Raw genomic sequence first — 20,624 nt, forward strand, 5'->3', positions numbered from 1 at the left:
TTCTAGAAGTTCTTCCTGATCCCCGCGAAGACGCCGCGCCGCGCGCCATATTGCGGCGCACCCACCCCGACTCCCGATCCGTCGCGGATCAGATAGCTCCGGTCGAATAGGTTGGTGACGTCGAGGCGGATCGACAGGCCCTTCAGCACGCCGGGGCCGTCGAGATTCTGCGCGATGCCGACATCGGCGGTGACATAGGAGGGCAGCTTGCCGCCATTGGGGACCAGGCCGGCCGGATCGTCGGCGCGCAGGCCGTCGCCATAGAGGAAGGACATGGTCGGCACGAGCGTGCCGATGCCGTCCCTGATCGTGACGCTGCCCCCGCCCGACGCGGTCCAGCGCTGCGAATGGTCGGTGAAGATGCTGTGGCCCGCAATGTAGGCGAGTTCGTCGGGCGCGAAGAAATACTGGCTGGAGACGATGTTCCGCCCCTTTTCCTCGCCGCGCGCGACGTTGGCGTAGAGATCGAGCGCGCGGTGGGTGTAGTTGGCGCTGAGCTCGACGCCCCAGGCATAGCCCTTCGCATAGTTGAACGGGGACAGCACGAGCGACGGGCCGAACTGCCCCTCGTCGAGCAGGTTGCGCTTGATCTTGTAATAGGCGTCGAGCCCGACCTTGAAGCCCGGCGCGATCGCCTGTTGCACGCCGCCGTCGAAATAATGCTCGCGTTCGGCGCGCACCGGATCCGCCGTCATGATCTCGGGCGCCTTGGTCGTGCCCGCGAACAGCGCCAGCGTCGGTGCGGCGATCAATTCCTGCGGCGGCGGGGTGAAATTGCGCGCATAGCCGAGATGGAAGGTCGTCCCCTCGCGCGGCTTCCACACCATGTTGACGCGCGGGCTGACCTGCTGCTCGCGCGTATAGGCGCGGACGGCGTCGAACCGGGCGCCGTAGTTGAGCGTGAGCGTCGGGGTGAGCGACCATTCGTCCTGGAGATAGATGCCGTAAAGCTGGCCGTTGCGCCGGGCGGAATCAGTGATCGACAGCGGCGTATCGGATGTCTGGACGACATCGCCACCGGGAAGCGTATCGATCGCGAAGACGCGCGAGGTGACGGTCGAACGCGTCCGCTCGTTCTGGAAGAACAAGCCGAAGCGCAGCATGTGGCTGTCGGAGAGCTTGTAGCTGCCGTCGGCCTGAACGCCGGCCGTGAGGCTCGACAGCCGCGAATTGTCGGCGACGCCGCCCAGGATGAGATCGCCGCCCTGCGGATCGGGCGTGAAGCGCGTCTGCGAATAGCGGACGAAGGGCGCGATCTGGAAGTTGAGGGCACCGCCGGCATATTGATAGGCGAGGACGCCGTAGTGCGTGATCTCGCGCTGGTTCTGGTCGAGCGTCGCGGAGTCGAAATCCGATTTGCCCTCGAGGTTCCAGTTCATGCCGCCCGGCCCTGCCCCGCCCTGGCCTGGATTGTTGGGGATCTGGAAATAGCCGATCGAGGTGCCACCGAACGCGGTGAGCCGGCTCGTGTCCGACAGGATGTCGGAGAGGTAACCGAAGGCGCGGTATTGCCGGGTATGGTCGTGGATCGCATCGCGCGTGGCGATCGGGTTCTCCACGCCCAGATCATTCTCCTGGAAGCTGCCCGAGACGAAATAATTGAGGTTGCCGCTCGATCCGTGGAGCGACCCGCTCGGCTCGACACTGCCCCGGCTGCCGCCGTAGAAACCGACATCGCCGCCATTGTCGAACGCGCCCGACCGCGTCTTCAGGCTGACCACGCCGGAGGTGCGATAGCCATATTGCGCGGGCAAGGTGCCGGTCACCAGATCGATCGACTGGGCGATGCGGGGATCGAAGGTGGAGCCGAAGCCGGAGATGCTCTCCGGCACGATCACCCCGTCCAGCCGGTACTGGAGATTGGCGTGCTCGTTGCGGACATGGATCGCACCATAGCTGTCGAGCGTGACGCCCGGTGCCTGGAGCAGCACCTGGGAGAGGCTGCGGTCGACCCCGCCCGGCTGCTTCTCCAGCATGGTGCGGTCGAGGCTGTAGTCGCTCGCGCCGAGCGACGGCAGGATGGCGTCCCGCGCGGCATCGAGCTTCTGCGCAGTGACGACGATATCCTTGGGGACCGCGTCGTCTGCAGGCGTGGTGGGCGCGGGAGCGGCGGGCGCGTCCTTGGCCCAGGCCGGAGACGCAACCAGGAGCCCCAAGCCGCACCCCGCGAGCAACATCGACCGAACCATCACAATCCCTTTCACCTCATGCTGCCAGCCCGCGCTGACGGAGCAGGCCGATAGAGGTGAAGATCGATGTTACATCATTACATTGTTGTCATGATCGCAAAGTGACGGTGAACCGGTCGAAAGCGTCGATGGAGTGATGCGAACGGTAGCGCGACCCTCCCCTCCCACATATCCGGCGCGAGAAAAAATCATTCCGCCCCCCTTTTCGGAATCCGACCGCGCCGGGCTTTTGCGGCATTCACCGCATCGTTTCGGTCCTGTATGCGTTAGACTGCTCCAAACCGGGAGCGCATCAGCGGCGGCGCGACCGGCGGGTAAGCGAAAGGGACCAATGGTTATGGACATATCTGACGAACTGGAGATGTCCCGACGCGGCATCCTGGTCGGTAGCGCGGCGCTGGCCACGCTGACCACCGTCCCGCAGGCCGTCGCCAGCCCGGCCATGCCGCAGCCCGCGCCGACGATGATGAAGGTCGCGCTGCAGGTGAACGGCAAGCAGCGCGAGCTGGAGCTGGATACGCGCACTACCCTGCTCGACGCGCTCCGCGAGCATCTCCAGCTGACCGGCACCAAGAAAGGCTGCGACCATGGCCAGTGCGGTGCCTGCACCGTGCTGGTAGACGGCGTCCGGATCAATTCCTGCCTCACCCTCGCGGTGATGCATGTCGGCGACAAGGTCACGACGATCGAGGGGCTCGGCACCCCGGGCGACCTTCACCCGATGCAGGCGGCCTTCATCAAGCATGACGGATACCAGTGCGGCTATTGCACGCCGGGGCAGATCTGCTCGGCGGTCGCGGTGCTCGACGAAATCCGGTCGGGCATCCCAAGCCATGCCAGCGCCAGCCTGACCGAGCGTCCGAAGGTCAGCAACGCGGAGATGCGCGAACGGATGAGCGGCAATATCTGCCGCTGCGGCGCCTATTCGAACATCCTCGAAGCGATGGCCGACGTCGCGGAGGCACGCGCATGAGGCCCTTCAGCTACGCGCGGGCGACGACCCCGGCAGAAGCCGCTGCTGCGGTCGCGCAGACGCCCGGTGCCAAATTCATCGCCGGCGGCACCAATCTGCTCGACCTGATGAAGCTGCAGATCGAAACGCCGGCGCATCTGATCGACGTGCAGGACCTGAAGCTCGACCGGATCGACAAGACCGACGATGGCGGCCTGCGCATCGGTGCGCTCGTGCGGAACACCGCGCTGGCGGCCGACGACCGGGTGCGGCGCGATTATGGCGTGCTGAGCCGCGCCCTGCTGGCTGGCGCCTCGGGCCAGTTGCGCAACAAGGCGACGACCGCGGGCAATCTGCTCCAGCGTACGCGCTGCCCCTATTTCTACGACACCAACCAGGCGTGCAACAAACGCAAGCCGGGCAGCGGCTGTGCCGCGATCGGGGGTTTCAGCCGGCAGCTCGGCGTGATCGGCGGCAGCGAGGCGTGTATCGCGACTCACCCCAGCGACATGGCAGTGGCGATGCGGCTGCTCGATGCGACGGTCGAGACGGTGCAGCCCAACGGCACCGCGCGCAGCATTCCGATTGCCGCGTTCCACCGCCTGCCGGGCAATACGCCGCATATCGAGACTGCGCTCGCTCCGGGGGAGCTGATCACGGCGGTGACCTTGCCCAGGCCGATCGGCGGCACGCATATCTATCGCAAGGTGCGCGACCGCGCCTCCTATGCGTTCGCGCTCGTTTCTGTAGCCGCGGTTGTGCAGAAAGACGGCAGCGGGCGGATCGCCATCGGCGGTGTCGCGCACAAGCCGTGGCGCGTCGAGGCGGCCGAGGCGGAACTGGCGCGCGGTGCCAAGGCAACCGCCTCGCACCTTCTCGCCGGTGCCAAGCCAACCCGTGACAATGCATTCAAGGTACCGCTGGTCGAGCGTACGATCGCCGCGGTCCTCGCAGAAGCGAAAGCCTGAACCGATGAAGTTCGACACTCCCGCCGGGCAGAACCCGATCGACCAGCTGAAAGTGATCGGCAAACCCACCGATCGCATCGACGGCAAGTTCAAGACGACGGGCACCGCGCCCTATGCCTATGAACGACACGATGTGGCGGCGAACCAGGCCTATGGCGTCGTCGTGGGATCGGCGATCGCCAAGGGACGGATCCGGTCGATCGACCTGGCCGATGCCAAGGCGGCGCCGGGCGTGCTGGCGATCGTGACCGCGGAGAGTGCGGGCAAGCTGGGCAAGGGCGACTTCAACACCGCCAGACTGCTCGGCGGGCCGGACATCGAGCATTATCACCAGGCCGTGGCGCTCGTCGTGGCGGAGTCGTTCGAGCAGGCGCGGTCGGCCGCGGCGCTCGTGCGGGTCGACTATGCACGCGCCTCCGACGGACGGTTCGACCTCGCCGCCGCCTTGAAGACCGCGCCGCTGAAGGGCGATGACGAGAAGAGCCCACCGATCGCCCGGGTGGGCGATTTCGACGCCGCGTTCGCGTCCGCCGAGGTGAAGCTCGACGCCCGCTACAAGACGCCCGATCACAGCCACGCGATGATGGAGCCGCATGCCAGCATCGCGGCCTGGGATGGAGACCGGCTGACGCTCTGGACGTCGAACCAGATGATCGCCTGGGGCAAGGGTGAGGTCGCCAAGACGCTTGGCATTCCGAAGGAGAAGGTCCGGTTGGACTCGCCCTATATCGGTGGCGGGTTCGGTGGGAAATTGTTCGTGCGGGCCGATGCCATCCTCGCCGCGCTCGGCGCGAAGGCGGCCGGCCGGCCGGTCAAGGTCGCGCTGGCCCGGCCGATGATGTTCAACAACACCACGCACCGCCCGGCGACGATGCAGCGCATCCGCATCGGCACGACAAAAGCGGGCAAGATCACCGCGATCGCGCATGAAAGCGGTTCGGGCGACCTGCCGGGCGGCGGCCCCGAGACCGCGGTATCGCAGACCAAATTGCTCTACGCCGGCGAGAACCGCATGACCGCGATGCGGCTTGCCGTGCTCGACCTGCCCGAGGGCAATGCGATGCGCGCGCCGGGTGAGGCACCGGGGCTGATGGCGCTGGAAATCGCGATGGACGAGATGGCGGAGAAGCTTGGCATCGACCCGATCGATTTCCGCGCGCTCAACGATACGCAGGTCGACCCGGCCAAGCCCGAGCGCAAATTCTCCCAGCGCCAGCTGGTCGAATGCCTGCGCCAGGGCGCCGACCGCTTCGGCTGGAAAGCGCGCAATCCGAAACCCGCCATGGTTCGCGACGGACAGTGGCTGGTCGGCATGGGCGTCGCCGTCGGCTTCCGCAACAATCTGCTGATGAAGTCGGCAGCGCGGGTGCGGCTCGACGCGAGCGGCATCATCACGGTGGAAACCGACATGACCGATATCGGCACCGGCACCTACACGATCCTGGCGCAGACCGCGGCCGAGATGATGGGGGTCGATCTCGATCAGGTGAAGGTCGTGCTGGGCGATTCCGACCACCCCGCCTCGGCCGGGTCGGGCGGGCAATGGGGCGCCAACAACTCGACCGCCGGCGTCTATGCGGCGTGCGTCAAGCTGCGCGAAGCGGTGGCGCAGAAGCTTGGCTTCAACTCCACCGACATCGTCTTTTCCGACGGCAAGGTACGATCGGGGAACCGCAGCGCGAAGCTGGGCGATGCGGCAAAGGGCGGCGAGATCGTCGCCGAAGACCACATCGAATATGGCGATCTGGACAAGAAATTTCAGCAATCGACCTTTGCCGGCCATTTCGTCGAGGTCGGGGTCGATGCCTATACCGGCGAAGTGCGCGTGCGGCGGATGCTCGCAGTGTGTGCGGCCGGCCGAATCCTCAACCCCAAGGCAGCGCGCAGCCAAGTGATCGGTGCGATGACGATGGGGGTGGGCGCGGCGCTGATGGAGGAACTGGCGGTCGACCACCGCTTCGGCTTCTTCGTCAACCACGACCTCGCCGGCTATGAGGTCCCGGTCCATGCCGACATCCCGCATCAGGAAGTGATCTTCCTCAATGAAGTCGATCCGATCTCCTCACCGATGAAGGCCAAGGGCGTGGGCGAGCTGGGCCTGTGCGGTGTGGGGGCTGCTGTGGCCAACGCCGTTTACAACGCGACCGGCGTGCGCGTGCGCCAGTATCCGATCACGCTCGACAAGCATCTGGAGCGCCTGCCCCAGATTACCTGACCTCAAGCCCGCCCCCGGAACGAGGGGGCGGGAAAGAACGTCAGACGCAGCGGGAATCGCGTTCCGGAGCACCCGCGCCGCGGGTCGCCCAGGTGCCGCCCGGCGTCTTGTACTTTTCGCCCGGCGCCGTTTTCAGGATCAGGTTGCAGCCGCTGGCGAAGGCCATCTGCTCGACCGTCGCGCCTGCGGCGGCGCTCTCGGTGTACTTCGCCTTGCGCTGGATGTTGATGCTGTTGACCAGCGCGCGCAGATCGGGTGTGCCCGCGCCGACGATGCCGAGATAGCCATCGGGCTGCTCGCCGACCTGGCCGGCCGAGCGCGCGGCCTGATAGGCCGGGTCGCGCTGCGCATAGGCCGCCGTGGCGAGGCCCGCCAGTGCCAGTCCCGCTGCGATCATCGTGAATTTGGCCATCGTCTTCATCAGAAAATATCCTGGTTCTGCTGGATCAACTTCTTCGCCTCGCCATCGAGCCGATAGACCACCTCCTGAGTGACGTTGATGTTGAGGTTGATCTCGATCGGCTTGTCCGGGGCGGTCACGTTGACGCAACCGGTAGTCGCGGCGCTGGCGCCCAGGGCCATGATCGATATCATCTTCTTCATCACTGTACTCGTCGGTCTCCACTTCCGCTTCGTCAATCCTGTTTCGGTCATGGCAGTTTCTCGCTTTCGGCAGGCTGAATGGGCTGGATCGGGGGCGGGACCTCCGCAGGCGGCTTTGCGCGCTTGCGCTGCTCCTCGAGCAGGGCCGGCAAGTTGCGCTGAATCAGGCGCTTCGGATCGTAGAAGGATGCGGTCGCATCGATCAGGCCGCGGAAGGGCGCCCTGATGCGGACGTTGAAGATGAAGGGCAGCTTCTGCAGCCGGTCGAGGATGAAGTTGCGCTTTGCCCCCTCACCCTGCCCCACGCCCTCGAAGCGCACCTCGGTGACCATCTCGCCTGCGAGCGGACCGTTCATCACCAGCTCCAGGCTGCGATAGCGCAGCGATTTCAGGGCCTGGAAAGCGAGATTGCCCCAGAAGCCGGTATCCTCCTGGCTGACCTCGCCCACATAAGCGAGCGTGCCCCCGCCGAGGCGCACCTTCAGCTGGCCATTCTCGATCCGCCCACCCTGTTCGTCGAACACCATCGGCAAGGTGCCGTCGAAGATGCCGGTCGCGTTGAGATTCTTGAACTCGAACTGCTGAAGGAACTGGCCGGCATCCATGCTGGAGACGGTGAAGGTCATGCGGCGTTCGATGCTCTGGCCGAAATCGAGCATGGTCGGCTCGAGCGCCAGCGCCCCGCCGGCGAAGGGCCAGCGCCCGTCCTCGATCTGGACGCGGGTGCCGGCGAGCAGGCGGTAGCGGATCGTGCCGTCATTGACCGCAATGCCGGGGTTGATCGTCTTGATCGTGGCAATCTGGCCGGGAGCCGTCTCCAGGTTGAGCAGATCGGTGAAGCGGATTTCGCCCGCGATGCCGGTGACCGGGCCGAGCGCGGCGGCGAGATCGGTGCCGGGCGTGCGGAACACGCCGTCGCTGGTCACGCCGGCCTGGTTCCAGCGGATATGGCCCTCGCCCGAGACGGTACCGACCACATTGGCGATGACGCCTTTGGTCAGCCTGGTGAGCTGGTCGGGCTGGAGCGCCTCCCCAAAACCGATGCCGGGCACGCTGAGATCTGCATGGCCGGTGCCGTTCGACAGGTCGTGCTCGATCGCGACGCCGCTGATGAAGACATATTTCTCGGGCGTGCTCAGCCGCCCGGTGACGGTGATCCGGTTGTCCGCCAAGCGCAGGGCCACCTCGCTGCCGGCGAGCGGCTCGAAGCGTGGTGTCGGATCGGCATCGGCGACCTTGAGCGTGCCGCCGGTCAGGTCGAGCGCACCCTTGGCGAAGGTCCAGCGCCCCTGCGCTTCCGACATCAGCAGCGGCACGTTGGCGATGTGGCCCGAACCGCCCTCGATCGTACCGGCCATAGTGCCGCGCGACAGGCCGCCTTCGACCCGCGCGAAGGAGAGTTGAGTCACGCGCTCGGGCGCGCCGATGCGGACATCGACGTCGCGGAGATCGGCGTGGGTGTCGCGCAGGCGAAGCATCAGGCCGGCGGTGGAGAGCGTGAGCGGTGAACTGCCGATCGTGCCCGACAGCCGTAGTGCGCCGGACTGGACGCCACCGCCAATGCGGCTGCCATCGAGACGGAACATCGCGCCATCGACCGGGCAGAGCGTGGCGGAGGTCTGGCGCAGCCTGAAACTCGACACCGCGAGCGCACCGATCGACAGCGGCGCGCAGGTGCGATTGATCTGGAGCCGGTCGTGGCCGTCCCACAGGCCGTTCACCGGCAGGACGAGATTGTCGATCCGGCCATCAGCGAGCGGCCCCGACAGCGTGACGCGCGTCGCGATGCGGGTGGTGCCGCTTGACGTCGCGGTAAAGCTGACCGGCGTCAGCGCGAGGCGAGCATTGCCGGCGGCATAGGGCTGCATGGTGGCGGTGCCGCTTACCGGGCCGCCAGGCACTGCCTGGGCGATACGGATGGTGGCGGTCGGCAGGTTGCCGCCGCCGAGATCGACCAAGCCGTCGAAGCGCACGCCGCCGCCGGGCCAGGCATAGCCGACACCCTCGCCGCCGGAGACGGTCGCCCAGGCGCCGGACGCGGTCGCGAGCTGGAGGCGCGAGACCCTGGCCTGGCCGCGTCCGCCGTTGAGCGAGACGGCGATATCGGCGTCGAGATCGGCGGATTGCGCCGCGGCCACCGCTGCGTCGACTGCCTTGTGGACGAGCGGTCCCACCGGCGTGCCGGCGCCCGTGTCGCGATACGCGGCGAGTCGGGTGCGCATCAACTTGCCCAACAAAGCATGGCGGGCACCTACCTTGCCCTCGAACGCGATGCCCGCCGTGCCGACCCGGTAGGTCCCGGCGAGCGTCGCCGAATCGGCCGCGACGCCCCGGGCCGAGGCGATGCCCGATTTGAGATCGAGCTTGCCCGCAGTGCCGTCGGCCTTGCCGGCAAAGTCGATCGTGCCGGTCAGGGTGTGGAGTTCGGCGGAGGGATGGCGGATCTTCGCCACCGCGAGCTTCGCGTCACCGCGCCATGCGTCCAGCGCCTGCTCCAGCGTCACCGAGATATCGGCGCCGGCATCCGTCACGACAGTGTCCGCGCACTCCAGATTGCCAGTGTGCACCGGGCCGCGCAGGGTCGGGCGCGCCGAGGCGATACTCACCGCCAGCACTGCGGTGGCCGGGCCGCTGACGCAGCCGCCGAGATCGAGCCGCTCGGTGATCGCCGCGACCTGGCCGGCAAAACCGTTGTTCAGCCTGCCCTTCCCGCTCAGCTTGAGTCCGATCACGCCCTGCGGCGCGACCAGCCTGATCCGCACATCCTGCACATCGGCAAAGAGTGCGGGCAGCGCGAAGGGCTTGCCGGAAGGCGCGGGCATCAGCTTGTCGAGCGCGCCGAGCGAGAGCTTGCCGTCGACCAGCCGCGCGTTCATCCGGACATGGCCGGCGCGGATCGCCGTGACGGTGGCGCCGGACAGGCCGATACTGGTGCGCAGCTCGACCCAGTCAGCGACGAGATCGGGATGCGCCGGATCGCCGATCGACACATTGGTCAGCCGCTGGCGGTTGAAGCCGAGATCGGCGATCTTGTAGCGCGCGGGCACGCCATAGCCGGTGAGCGCCTTGTCGATATAGCCCGACGCGATCGGCTTGCGTTGAGTCCATAGCGCGATCAGCCCGCCAAGCAGGACCAGCGCGACGACGAGCACGACCCGACGCGCCCGACGCCAGCGGGGCCTGTCCTCGATCGCTTCTTCCAGACTCAGCTTGCCACTCCCGATTGCGGCACAAGGCCACGCCTTTCAGCATGGCCCCCAAAGCACGCACAATTGCGCGTGGCCAGCCCCCGCACTAATCCTTCAACCGCAATGAGCGTTCCCGAACCAGACAATAGCGGCCACCGCGCCCGCCTGCGCCAACGGCTCAACGAGGGCGGATCCGACGCGCTGCTCGATCATGAGCTGATCGAATATCTGCTCGCGCTGACGATCCCGCGGCGCGACACCAAGCCGCTGGCCAAGGCGCTACTCGCGGAATTCGGGGGAATCGGCGGGCTGCTGACTGCGGACCATCAAGCGCTGGCGCGAATCAAGGGCATGGGCGAGACCCAGATCGCGGCCGTCAAGGTCGCACATGCCATCGCGCTGCGCCTGCTGCGTGCCGAGGTGGCGGAGCGGCCGGTTCTGTCCAACTGGCAGGCGCTGCTCGATTATCTGCGGGCGGACATGGCGCATCACGTCAACGAGCGGGTGCGGGTGCTTCACCTCAACACCAAGAACATGCTGATCCGCGACGAGCTGATGAGCGAAGGATCGATCGACGAAGCGGCGGTCTATGTCCGCGAAGTGATCAAGCGCGCGATGGATCTGGGATCGGCGGCGATCATCCTGGTGCACAACCACCCGAGCGGCGACCCTTCACCGAGCCGCGCCGATATCGAGATAACGCGGAATATGGTGGAGGGCGGCAAGCGTATGGGGATCACGGTGCACGACCATATCATCATGGGGACGAGCGGGCATTCGAGCCTGCGGGCGCTGGGGTTGATGTAGGGGCGGATTCGGGCGGCATCATCCGGGTCACCACGGGCTTGTCCCTACTGGCGCCAATTAAGGACAGGCGTTTTACGGATCGACATTCGCGCAGACTCTCCTCTCCCACTGGAGAGGTGGCGCTTGCGGAACGGTGGATGCCGGAACAAGTCCGGCATGACGGTGGGGAACGTTGGCTCCATGCCCCCTCTCAGCCCTTGAGGAGCACCAGAGGCGGTCGATTGACGTCGCGATTCCCGGCCGGATAGCGTTGCCCGATCCGAAATCATGGGCCGAATGCCATGCGTCGTCGCGATCTCCTGAAAGCGCTCGGCGCCGTTGCTCTGTCGCCGCTGTTCAGGGCGCTCGATGCCCTTGCGGCACCCGCGCGCGGGCTGGTGAAGATCAGCGCGATCAAGGCGGTGCGGCTGAAGGAGGGGCAGACCCTCATCAAGATCGAGACCGATGCCGGGATCAGCGGCTATGGCGAGTGCGGTGCGGACGGGCCGACGGCGCGATCGGTGATCGCGGCTTACAATGGCGGCGGGCGGCTTCCGCATCTCGGGCTGATCGGCAAGGACCCGCTCGCCATCCAGGTCCATTTCCACAACATGTTCTACGCCTATGAGCAGCGCGGTCGGGCGATCCGCGTACTGAGCGGGATCGACATGGCCTTGTGGGACCTGGCGGGGAAAATCCTGAAGCAGCCCGTGTCGAAGCTGCTCGGCGGCAATTTCCGCGAGGAGATAGAGCTTTATTCGCACTGCCCGGGCGGCAATTATCTCGACAAGGCGGAGTGGCGCGACCGGGCGCAGCGGCTCGCGGCCGATCCCTGGGGGTTCCAGGCGTACAAGGTCGATACGCATCACGTGCTCGGCGTGCCGATGCAGCAATACACACCCTCGCTCGGCCCGCAGGATTTCCGGAAAATGGAGCGCGCCTATGCGATGGCGCGCGAGGCGTTCGGCGACGACATCGACATCCTGGTCCACTGCCACTGCGAATTCGACGTGCCGAGCGCGATCGGCATCGCGCGCGCGGTCGAGCCGATCCGCCCGCTTTATTTCGAGGACCCGCTCGCTCCGGCCTGGTCGGAGGGGTGGAATGCGCTGCGCCGCGCAACCCGGGTGCCGATCATGACAGGCGAGAATATGGAGCTGGCGGAATATGCCGTGCCGTTCCTGGAGAATCAGGCAGTCGACATCTTCCAGCCCGATATCATCAATTCGGGTGGCATCACCGGCACGCGGATGATCGCGGAAATCGCCGGGCGGTATCGGATCCCGGTCGCGCTGCACAATGTGAGCGGGTTGCTGCTCAACATGGCGTCGCAGCAGCTGGCAGCGGCGTTGTTCAATTGCCCGCGGATCGAATGTTCGCGGCGTGCGGTCGATTTCAAATGGGCGAAGGCGAACCCGCTGGTCATCAAGGGCGGTCGCATGGCAGTGTCGCAGGAGCCGGGGCTCGGGCTCGATCTGGACGATTCCTATCTGCGCGCGAATCTTGCGCCGGGCGAGCCATGGTGGGGGTGATCGCCTGAAACGGCGAACGGCCGCCGGGCCCGAAGGTCCGACGGCCGCCCCGGAGGGACTGCGCGTCCCGCTAGGATCGCTTACGAGCCCTTGGTCAGGAACCCGGTCAGCTCGGTCTTCGACAGCGACTTGTTCTTGTCGGTATCGGCGCTGGCGAAGGCCTGGTTTACCCAGCTCTTGGTCGCGGCGCTTTCCGCCTTGGTCGTCGGATCGCTCGCCGTCTTCAGCGCGACCATCCACGAGCTGAACTCGGTCTCGTTGAGCGTGCCGCTCGCGTCCTTGTCATAGGTCGGGAATTCGGTGCTCACGACCTGGGCGATCTGATCGGCACTGGTCGCTGGCTGGGCGGCAGCTGTCTGGGCAGGCGCCGCGGCGGCAGGATCGGCCGGAGCCGGGGTGGTCTGTGCCGTCTGGGCGGGTGCCGCCGACGGATCAACCGGAGCAGGTGTGGTCTGCGCGGTCTGCGGCGCGGCCTGGTCGGTGACCGGCGTCACTGCCTGCATCGCCTGGTCGACGGGCGAGCCCGTGGCGGGTGCCGTAGCATCAGGCGCGGCCGGAGTCGCTTCCGGTGCAGTCGACGCCGGTGCGGTTTGCGTAGTCGGCGCCGCCTGTGTATCCGCAGGCTTATCCTGCGCAAGAACAGGGACAGAAATAGTCATGGCGCTTGCAAGAAGAATATATTTCAACATGGTTCTCTCCGTTGGTGTTACTTCAAGACACATAAGCCGGCCATTTTTCCCGTTGACCGAAACTTGAAGATAGAACCCCTCAGCCATCGAGATAGTTCATTTTTTCTCGATTTGAAGCTTCGCCCCGTCCCTGCTAACGCGCGGCTCATCGCGAGTCCGTTCAGGATTCGCGGCGAACCGAAACCGGAATTTCAGGAACCGTTGCAATGGTGCCACGCTACTCACGCCCCGACATGGTCGCCATCTGGACGCCCGAAGCCCGATTCCGCATCTGGTTCGAGATAGAGGCGCATGCGACCGACGCGCTCGCCGAGCTTGGCGTGGTGCCGAAAGAAGCCGCCAGGGCGATCTGGGAGAAGGGCGCGTTCGAGGTCGACCGGATCGACGAGATCGAGCGCGAGACCAAGCATGACGTGATCGCGTTCCTGACCAACGTCGCCGAGCATGTCGGGCCCGAGGCGCGCTTCATGCACCAGGGCATGACCTCGTCGGACGTGCTCGATACCTGCCTCGCGGTGCAGCTTGCCAAGGCGAGCGACCTGCTGATCGCCGATATCGATGCGTTGCTGGTGGTGCTGAAGCGCCGCGCCGTGGAGCACAAGCTGACCCCGACGATCGGCCGCAGCCACGGCATCCATGCCGAGCCGGTGACGTTCGGCCTCAAGCTCGCCCAGGCCTATGCCGAGTTCGACCGCAACCGCGCGCGGCTCGTCGCAGCGCGGGCGGACATCGCGACCTGCGCGATTTCCGGCGCGGTCGGCACTTTCGCCAATATCGATCCGTTCGTGGAAAGCTATGTCGCCGAGAAGCTGGGGCTGAGCGTCGAGCCCGTCTCGACTCAGGTCATTCCGCGCGACCGTCACGCGATGTTCTTTGCGACGCTGGGCGTGATCGCCAGCTCGATCGAGCGGCTCGCGACCGAGATCCGCCATCTGCAGCGCACCGAAGTGCTCGAGGCCGAGGAATATTTCTCGCCGGGACAGAAGGGCTCGTCGGCGATGCCGCACAAGCGCAATCCGGTGCTGACCGAGAACCTCACCGGCCTGGCGCGCATGGTGCGGGGTTATGTCACGCCGGCGCTGGAGAATGTCGCGCTGTGGCATGAGCGCGACATCAGCCACTCGTCGGTGGAGCGCTATATCGGGCCGGACGCGACGATCACGCTCGACTTCGCGCTGGCACGGCTGACGGGGGTGATGGACAAGCTGCTCGTCTATCCGGCGCGGATGGAGAAGAACCTCAACAAGATGGGCGGCCTGGTCCATTCGCAGCGCGTGCTGCTGGCGCTGACTCAGGCCGGGGTGAGCCGCGAGGACGCCTATCGCCTCGTCCAGCGCAATGCAATGAAGGTGTGGGAATCGGACGGCGAACTCTCGCTGCTCGAGCTGCTCAAGGCCGATCCGGAAGTGACCGCGGCGCTCTCCCCGGCGGAGATCGAGGACAAGTTCGACCTTGGCTATCATCTGAAGCATGTCGATACGATCTTCGCCCGGGTGTTCGGGGATACGGACTGACGCCGCCGCCGTCGGCAGGCGCGAGGCGAACCGTTTCCATTCGTCGATGAGACGAGTGCAAATGCTGCAACTGCGAAGGCCTGTAATAATATTGCGTGAGTCCGCAACAATCTCCACATGGGGGGCAGCCGGTATTTTCCGGCTCGGAGACCCTACCATGCGCTTTTTTGAAACCGTGATCAGCACCGTGCTGACCTTCACGGCTCTTGCGCTGGTGGTCGAGGTCGTAGCCCTCTGATCCATCGGCCCGCCCACCCCTTGTCAAAGGGGTGGCTAGGCCGGCGGGATCGTGGACCAGTTCAATCCGTCCATGACATAGGTCGCGAAGTGGAAATCGCGGATCGCCGCGATCCGATCCCCGCGCCAATCGAGCAGGACGACAAAGACGGGTGCGCCTGTCTCATCCCCCAGTTTCCGGATCAGCAATGCCGGGCGACCCTCGGCAATGCCAACGCTTGCCCGCCAGTCGGGCAGGGCGGCGTAGCGCGTGAAATAGACCGAGACGTCGCGCGCACCGGACAATGTGCTCCGGTTCGCGAGGTCGAGCTTCACATCGTCGGCTAGCAAGGCGCGCAGAGCGTCCCAGTCATGTGCGTTGAAGCGATCGGCATAGGCGCGCAGGCGCTCACGCTCGGCGGGCACGATGACGGCCGTTACCTCGACCTGCTGCGCCAACGCGCGCAACCTGCCGCGACCGCGATGGAGTGCTGCCTTCACCGCCGGCACCGTCATGCCGAGGATCACCGCCGTTTCGGCAAGCGAGTGGCCGAGCACGTCGATGAGCGCCACGCTCGACCGCTGCGCGGGGACGAGGTGCAGGAAATTACCCAGTCCCGCCTCCACCGCGATCCGGCGATCGGCTTCGTCGGTCGACACGTCTTCGGAGACGGCAAGGGAATCTCGCACCTCCTGCCGCCTCCTGCGGCGCAGTGCGTCGAGCGCCGCATTGTGGACGATACGGAATATCCATGCGTCGGGCTCAGCCACCTGGGCGCCGGCCCCAAGCGCCTCCGCCGCCTTGGCGAGCGCATCCTGCACGACATCCTCGCCGTCGAAAGCGGAACCCATCATGCGCGCGGCGTAGCGGTGCAGCCGCGGCCGCACCTCGCCCAGCCAGTCGTTCAACCGATCCGTCACACGCGCCTCCGCTTTTCCCTTATCCCAAGGACGCCGCCGGAAGCGCGAAGGATTCGGGTGCAGATTCTTTTTTCGGCAGCCGAATCCTTTGCGGAACCGGCGCCGTCTTTTTCTCCGACGCCATACTGCGTCGATAAAGGACCCACATCATGCAGAGAGTGACGATGGTACGCTATGCGACCAAGCCCGAAGCCACGGCCGAGAATGAACGGCTGTCGCGCGCCGTGTTCGACGAAGTGCGGACGACCGCGCCGGACAAGCTCGGCTATGCGCTGTTCCGGGATGGGGATGAGTTCATCCACCTGCTCGTCAACCTGGCGGGCGACGATGCGGATGCGCTGACCGGGCTCGCGTCGTTCCAGACCTATCAGGCGGATCTGGCAGCGCGCTGTGCCACCCCGGTGGAGCCGGTGCGGTTGTCGGTCGAACTGGTCGATAGTTTCGGGATTGGCTGAGACCGGACAGGCCCTCCCCTAACCCAGTTTCAGGTGAACGATGCCCCGCATCGTTCAGGTCAGGCTGGGAGCCTGACCGACCTGAAACTCGCAAGCGGGAGGGGGATCCAAGGAGTCAGCCCAGGGCGCTTTTCACTTTCTTGAAGAAGCTGGTGGTCTGCGGGTTTTCCTCGCCTGTCTCGGTGGCGCGGAATTGCTCGAGCAGTTCACGCTGCCGGGCGGTCAGCTTGGTCGGGGTTTCGACCTCGACGCGGATCACCAGGTCGCCGCGGCCGCGGCCCTGCAGTACGGGCATGCCGGCACCGCGCTGGCGCAGTTCGCGGCCGCTCTGGGTGCCCGCAGGGATCTTGATCGTGTGGCGCTCGCCGTCCGGGCCCGGAATGCGAATCTCCCCGCCCAGCGACGCGGTGGTGAAGCTGATCGGGGCGCGGGCGAACAGGGTCGTGCCCTCGCGCTCGAACAGTGCGTGCCGTTGCACGTGCAGGAAGATGTAGAGGTCGCCCGAAGGCGCCCCGCGCGCGCCGGCCTCGCCCTCGCCGGTCAGGCGGACGCGGGTGCCCTCATCGACGCCGGGCGGAATGTTGACGGTGAGCGTCTTGGTCTTCTCGACCCGGCCCTCGCCGCGGCAATGGCCGCAGGGGTCGGAGATGACCTGGCCGGCGCCGTGGCAGCTCGGGCAGGTCCGCTCGACCACGAAGAAGCCCTGCTGCGCCCGGACCTTGCCATGGCCGCCGCACGTGCCGCAGGCCTTGGCGCTGGTACCGGGGTTGGCGCCCGTGCCATGGCACGGATCGCACGACGCGGAGACATCGACGGTGATCTCGGTCGACTTGCCGCGGAACGCGTCCTCCAGCGTGATCTCCATGTCGTAGCGCAGATCGGCACCACGACGCGGTCCGCGCGGGGCGCGCTGGCCGCCCCCCATGAACTCGCCGAAAATATTTTCGAAGATGTCGCTGAACGCACCGAAATCCTGCGCGCCGCCGGCACCACCGGCGCCCGCGCCGTTACGGAAGGCAGCGTGGCCGAAACGATCATAGGCCGCGCGTTTCTGCGGGTCCTTGAGGCAATCATACGCCTCGCTGATCGCCTTGAACCGGGACTCGCTGTCCTTGCACCCGTCATTCTTGTCGGGGTGATATTTCATCGCGAGCTTGCGATAGGACGCCTTCAGCGTCGCATCGTCCGCAGTGCGCTCGCATTCGAGCAATTCGTAGAAATCGACTTCGGTGGTCATCTTGGGCCCCCGCCCTCCCCGTTACCCCTGCTTTCGCAGGAATAACGGGGGGAACGCAACAAGTTACGCTTTGGTATCGTCAACTTCCGAGAATTCGGCATCGACCACGTCCTCGGCAGGCGCTTCCTGCGCTGCCTCGGCGGCGGGTGACGCCTCCGACTGAGCCTGCTTCTCGTAGATCGCCTGGCCGAGCTTCATCGCGACCTGCTGCAGCGCATTGGCCTGCTCGCGCATCGCTTCCGGATCGCCGCCCTCGACTGCCGTCTTGGCCGTCGCGACCGCAGCTTCGATCTCCGCCTTGAGCGAGGCATCGACCTTGTCGCCATTGTCGGCGAGCTGACGCTCGGTGGTGTGGATCAGGCTGTCGAGCGTGTTCTTCGCCTCGGCCGCCTCGCGACGCTTCTTGTCCTCCTCGGCGAACTGCTCGGCATCGCGGACCATCTGGTCGATGTCGCGATCCGACAGGCCACCCGAGGCCTGGATGCGGATCTGCTGCTCCTTGCCGGTGCCCTTGTCCTTGGCGGACACGTTGACGATGCCGTTGGCGTCGATGTCGAAGGTGACCTCGATCTGCGGCACGCCGCGCGGCGCCGGCGGGATACCGACCAGGTCGAACTGGCCGAGCATCTTGTTGTCGGCGGCCATCTCGCGTTCGCCCTGGAAGACGCGGATCGTCACGGCCTGCTGATTGTCGTCAGCGGTCGAGTAGACCTGCGACTTCTTGGTCGGGATCGTGGTGTTGCGATCGATCATGCGGGTGAACACGCCACCCAAGGTCTCGATGCCCAGCGACAGCGGAGTCACGTCGAGCAGCAGCACGTCCTTGACGTCGCCCTGCAGCACGCCGGCCTGGATCGCGGCACCCATCGCCACGACTTCGTCCGGGTTGACGCCCGAATGGGGCTCCTTGCCGAAGAAGTCCTTCACGATCTGGCGAACCTTGGGCATGCGGGTCATGCCGCCGACCAGCACCACTTCGGCGATGTCGGCTGCCTTGAGCCCTGCATCCTGCAGCGCCTTGCGGCACGGCTCCAGCGTGCGCTGGATCAGGTCCTCGACCAGCCGCTCCAGATCGGCGCGGGTGATGGTCTTCACCAGATGCTTCGGGCCATTCTGGTCAGCGGTGATGAAGGGCAGGTTGACCTCGGTCGTGGCAGCCGAGCTCAGCTCGATCTTCGCCTTTTCCGCAGCTTCCTTGAGGCGCTGCAGGGCAAGCTTGTCCTTGGTCAGGTCAATGCCTTCGGCCTTGCGGAAATCTTCCGCCAGGAAACGCAGGATCTTGTCGTCGAAATCCTCGCCGCCGAGGAAGGTGTCGCCATTGGTGGCCTTCACCTCGAACACGCCGTCACCGATCTCGAGCACCGAGATGTCGAACGTGCCGCCGCCGAGATCGTAGACCGCGATCGTCTTTCCGTCCTGCTTGTCGAGGCCATAAGCAAGCGCCGCCGCGGTCGGCTCGTTGATGATGCGCAGCACTTCGAGGCCAGCGATCTGGCCGGCGTCCTTGGTCGCCTGGCGCTGCGCGTCGTTGAAATATGCCGGAACCGTGACGACTGCCTGAGTCACTGTCTCGCCGAGATAGGCCTCAGCGGTTTCCTTCATTTTCTGGAGCGTGAAGGCGGAGATCTGCGCGGGCGAATAATCCTTGCCGCCGGCCTGGACCCATGCGTCGCCGTTCGGGCCCTTCACGATGTGATAGGGAACCAGCTCGGTGTCCTTCTTGGTCACCGGATCGTCGAAGCGGCGGCCGATCAGGCGCTTCACCGCGAATACCGTATTCTCTGGGTTGGTCACTGCCTGGCGCTTGGCCGGCTGACCGATCAGCCGCTCGCCATCCTTGGCGAACGCGACGATCGAAGGCGTGGTGCGTGCGCCTTCCGCATTCTCAATGACCTTGGGCTTGCCGCCTTCCATCACGGAAACGCAGCTGTTGGTCGTGCCCAGATCGATACCGATTACTTTAGCCATGGTCCTCTTCGGCCCCCGTCTTCAAAAAAATTGCCTCTCGGCCGCGCCCCCGAACTGAGCGACGCGACACTTACTGCTGGCGATATAGGGGGGCTTTCGCTTGCCGCAAGATTTTCGACTCCCTAGAGACGCCCCAAGATTTCCCGAAGCGGGAGAATATGATGCGTATCCTACCCCTCCTTGGTGTCCTGCTGGCGCTTGCCGGCTGTGAAAGTCCCAAGGAAATTCACGTCACCAACGCCTGGGTGAGGCTCGCCGCAGTGCCGCGCGGGCCGGCGGCGGCCTATTTCACGCTGCATGGCGGACCGGCCGACGCGACTCTGGTCAGCGTCACCAGCGATGTCTCGATCCGCGCCGAGATGCACGAATCGATGACATCAGGGTCATTGGCGGGATCCATGGCCTCGATGAAGCCGATCCAGCAGGTCGCCCTGCCCGCCGGCGGCGAGATCGCTTTCGCGCCGGGCGGCAAGCATGTGATGCTGTTCGACGTGAACCCCGGCATCAAGCCCGGCGCGCCGGTGCCCTTGCTGCTCACCTTCGCCGACGGGCAGCGCGTCACCTACAAGGCCACCGCGGTCGGCGCGGGCGAGGGCGCGCCGGGCAGTTGAGCGCCGACCGGACCGGACGCCCGCTGACCCCGGGCGAGATCGCGCTGGCGCGAAGCGTATTCGGCGACGCGATCGATTATGCGCCGGTGCGCATCGCGCGACGCAAATGGGCGTTCTTCCAGCCCCGCGAGACGGTGATGGCGCCGACTGGATCGATTCATTTCCACCCCGAGGGCAGCCGCTACCGCGATGATTTCGCGGCCGGGTCGCTCGATGACCAGGGCCTGTTCATCCATGAGATGACTCATATCTGGCAGCACCAGAAGGGCATCAGGCTCCCGATCAAACGCCATCCCTTTTGCCGCTACGACTATGCCATCCGGCCCGGCCTGCCGCTGCACCGCTATGGCATCGAGCAGCAGGCGGAGATCGTGCGGCATGCCTTCCTGCTGCGCCATGGCCGGCAGGTGATCGGGGCGCCTGCGCTGGCGCGCTACGAAAGCATCCTGCCGTTCGGAACCTAGATAGTAGACCGCGAACGGGAGGAAGTGGTGGGAAGCGGAACAGCAGCTTCCGACTGGAACTTGAAGAAAGGCGGACTTTCGAGCGCCCTGAACGCCAATTGCGCTTCCCGACGTTC

General features: G+C 65.8%; 17 protein-coding genes. 9 read left to right on the forward strand and 8 right to left on the reverse strand.

Features of this window, described 5'->3' with window-relative positions; translation table 11 throughout:
- Positions 1 to 2: 2 nt before the first annotated feature.
- A complete protein-coding gene (locus WC729_RS10045; RefSeq protein WP_372852163.1) occupies positions 3 to 2,189 on the reverse strand; it encodes a TonB-dependent receptor in 2,187 nt (728 codons plus the stop codon).
- 337 nt (positions 2,190 to 2,526) lie between these two features.
- On the opposite strand from WC729_RS10045, the gene paoA reads away from it, so the two are divergent.
- The 3 genes from paoA to paoC are packed head-to-tail and all read left to right on the forward strand — an operon-like array spanning position 2,527 to position 6,324.
- Positions 2,527 to 3,162, forward strand: a complete 636-nt coding sequence (paoA, locus tag WC729_RS10050) for an aldehyde dehydrogenase iron-sulfur subunit PaoA (RefSeq protein ID WP_372852165.1) — start codon at positions 2,527 to 2,529, stop codon at positions 3,160 to 3,162.
- A complete protein-coding gene (locus WC729_RS10055) occupies positions 3,159 to 4,109 on the forward strand; it encodes a xanthine dehydrogenase family protein subunit M (RefSeq protein ID WP_372852167.1) in 951 nt (316 codons plus the stop codon). The genes paoA and WC729_RS10055 overlap by 4 nt, the downstream gene beginning before the upstream one ends.
- 4 nt (positions 4,110 to 4,113) lie before the next feature.
- Positions 4,114 to 6,324 (forward strand): aldehyde oxidoreductase molybdenum-binding subunit PaoC, encoded by a 2,211-nt coding sequence (paoC, locus tag WC729_RS10060; RefSeq protein ID WP_372852169.1) that lies wholly within the window; start codon positions 4,114 to 4,116, stop codon positions 6,322 to 6,324.
- A 40-nt stretch (positions 6,325 to 6,364) separates the two neighbouring features.
- Here paoC and WC729_RS10065 read toward each other — a convergent pair whose 3' ends face one another.
- The 3 genes from WC729_RS10065 to WC729_RS10075 are packed head-to-tail and all read right to left on the reverse strand — an operon-like array spanning position 6,365 to position 10,079.
- Positions 6,365 to 6,736, reverse strand: coding sequence for a YdbL family protein (locus tag WC729_RS10065; protein WP_372853301.1), 372 nt, complete (start codon positions 6,734 to 6,736; stop codon positions 6,365 to 6,367).
- Between the two features lie 8 nt (positions 6,737 to 6,744).
- Positions 6,745 to 6,927 (reverse strand): YnbE family lipoprotein, encoded by a 183-nt coding sequence (locus tag WC729_RS10070; RefSeq protein WP_372852171.1) that lies wholly within the window; start codon positions 6,925 to 6,927, stop codon positions 6,745 to 6,747.
- A 47-nt stretch (positions 6,928 to 6,974) separates the two neighbouring features.
- Positions 6,975 to 10,079, reverse strand: coding sequence for a YdbH domain-containing protein (locus WC729_RS10075; RefSeq protein WP_372852173.1), 3,105 nt, complete (start codon positions 10,077 to 10,079; stop codon positions 6,975 to 6,977).
- 159 nt (positions 10,080 to 10,238) lie between these two features.
- Between WC729_RS10075 and radC the strand changes: the two genes are divergently transcribed.
- A complete protein-coding gene (radC, locus tag WC729_RS10080) occupies positions 10,239 to 10,922 on the forward strand; it encodes a DNA repair protein RadC (protein ID WP_372852175.1) in 684 nt (227 codons plus the stop codon).
- A gap of 281 nt (positions 10,923 to 11,203) precedes the next feature.
- On the forward strand, positions 11,204 to 12,433 hold the full coding sequence (locus WC729_RS10085) for a mandelate racemase/muconate lactonizing enzyme family protein (RefSeq protein ID WP_372852177.1): 1,230 nt from the start codon (positions 11,204 to 11,206) through the stop codon (positions 12,431 to 12,433).
- An 80-nt stretch (positions 12,434 to 12,513) separates the two neighbouring features.
- Here WC729_RS10085 and WC729_RS10090 read toward each other — a convergent pair whose 3' ends face one another.
- On the reverse strand, positions 12,514 to 13,092 hold the full coding sequence (locus WC729_RS10090) for an EF-hand domain-containing protein (protein ID WP_372852179.1): 579 nt from the start codon (positions 13,090 to 13,092) through the stop codon (positions 12,514 to 12,516).
- A 236-nt stretch (positions 13,093 to 13,328) separates the two neighbouring features.
- Here WC729_RS10090 and purB point away from each other — a divergent pair, with 236 nt between their 5' ends.
- The gene (gene purB / locus WC729_RS10095) at positions 13,329 to 14,636 is read left to right on the forward strand and encodes an adenylosuccinate lyase (RefSeq protein WP_372852181.1); all 1,308 of its coding nucleotides are present in this window, start codon (positions 13,329 to 13,331) and stop codon (positions 14,634 to 14,636) included.
- 273 nt (positions 14,637 to 14,909) lie between these two features.
- Here the strand turns inward: purB and WC729_RS10100 are convergent, their stop codons facing one another.
- Positions 14,910 to 15,773 (reverse strand): sigma-70 family RNA polymerase sigma factor, encoded by an 864-nt coding sequence (locus WC729_RS10100; RefSeq protein WP_372852183.1) that lies wholly within the window; start codon positions 15,771 to 15,773, stop codon positions 14,910 to 14,912.
- Between the two features lie 149 nt (positions 15,774 to 15,922).
- Here WC729_RS10100 and WC729_RS10105 point away from each other — a divergent pair, with 149 nt between their 5' ends.
- On the forward strand, positions 15,923 to 16,228 hold the full coding sequence (locus tag WC729_RS10105; protein WP_372852185.1) for a hypothetical protein: 306 nt from the start codon (positions 15,923 to 15,925) through the stop codon (positions 16,226 to 16,228).
- Between the two features lie 115 nt (positions 16,229 to 16,343).
- On the opposite strand, the gene dnaJ is transcribed toward WC729_RS10105, so the two are convergent.
- Together dnaJ and dnaK are read right to left on the reverse strand one after the other, a co-directional pair.
- Entirely contained in the window at positions 16,344 to 17,465 is a 1,122-nt protein-coding gene (gene dnaJ / locus WC729_RS10110) for a molecular chaperone DnaJ (RefSeq protein ID WP_372852187.1), read from the reverse strand.
- A gap of 63 nt (positions 17,466 to 17,528) precedes the next feature.
- Positions 17,529 to 19,433, reverse strand: a complete 1,905-nt coding sequence (gene dnaK, locus WC729_RS10115) for a molecular chaperone DnaK (protein ID WP_372852189.1) — start codon at positions 19,431 to 19,433, stop codon at positions 17,529 to 17,531.
- A gap of 161 nt (positions 19,434 to 19,594) precedes the next feature.
- On the opposite strand from dnaK, the gene WC729_RS10120 reads away from it, so the two are divergent.
- Together WC729_RS10120 and WC729_RS10125 are read left to right on the forward strand one after the other, a co-directional pair.
- Positions 19,595 to 20,044, forward strand: coding sequence for a copper chaperone PCu(A)C (locus WC729_RS10120; RefSeq protein ID WP_372852191.1), 450 nt, complete (start codon positions 19,595 to 19,597; stop codon positions 20,042 to 20,044).
- On the forward strand, positions 20,041 to 20,508 hold the full coding sequence (locus tag WC729_RS10125; protein WP_372852193.1) for a vgr related protein: 468 nt from the start codon (positions 20,041 to 20,043) through the stop codon (positions 20,506 to 20,508). The genes WC729_RS10120 and WC729_RS10125 overlap by 4 nt, the downstream gene beginning before the upstream one ends.
- The last annotated feature ends 116 nt before the right edge of the window (positions 20,509 to 20,624 follow it).

The organism is Sphingomonas sp. (genome assembly GCF_041661825.1).
Taxonomy (GTDB): domain Bacteria; phylum Pseudomonadota; class Alphaproteobacteria; order Sphingomonadales; family Sphingomonadaceae; genus Sphingomonas.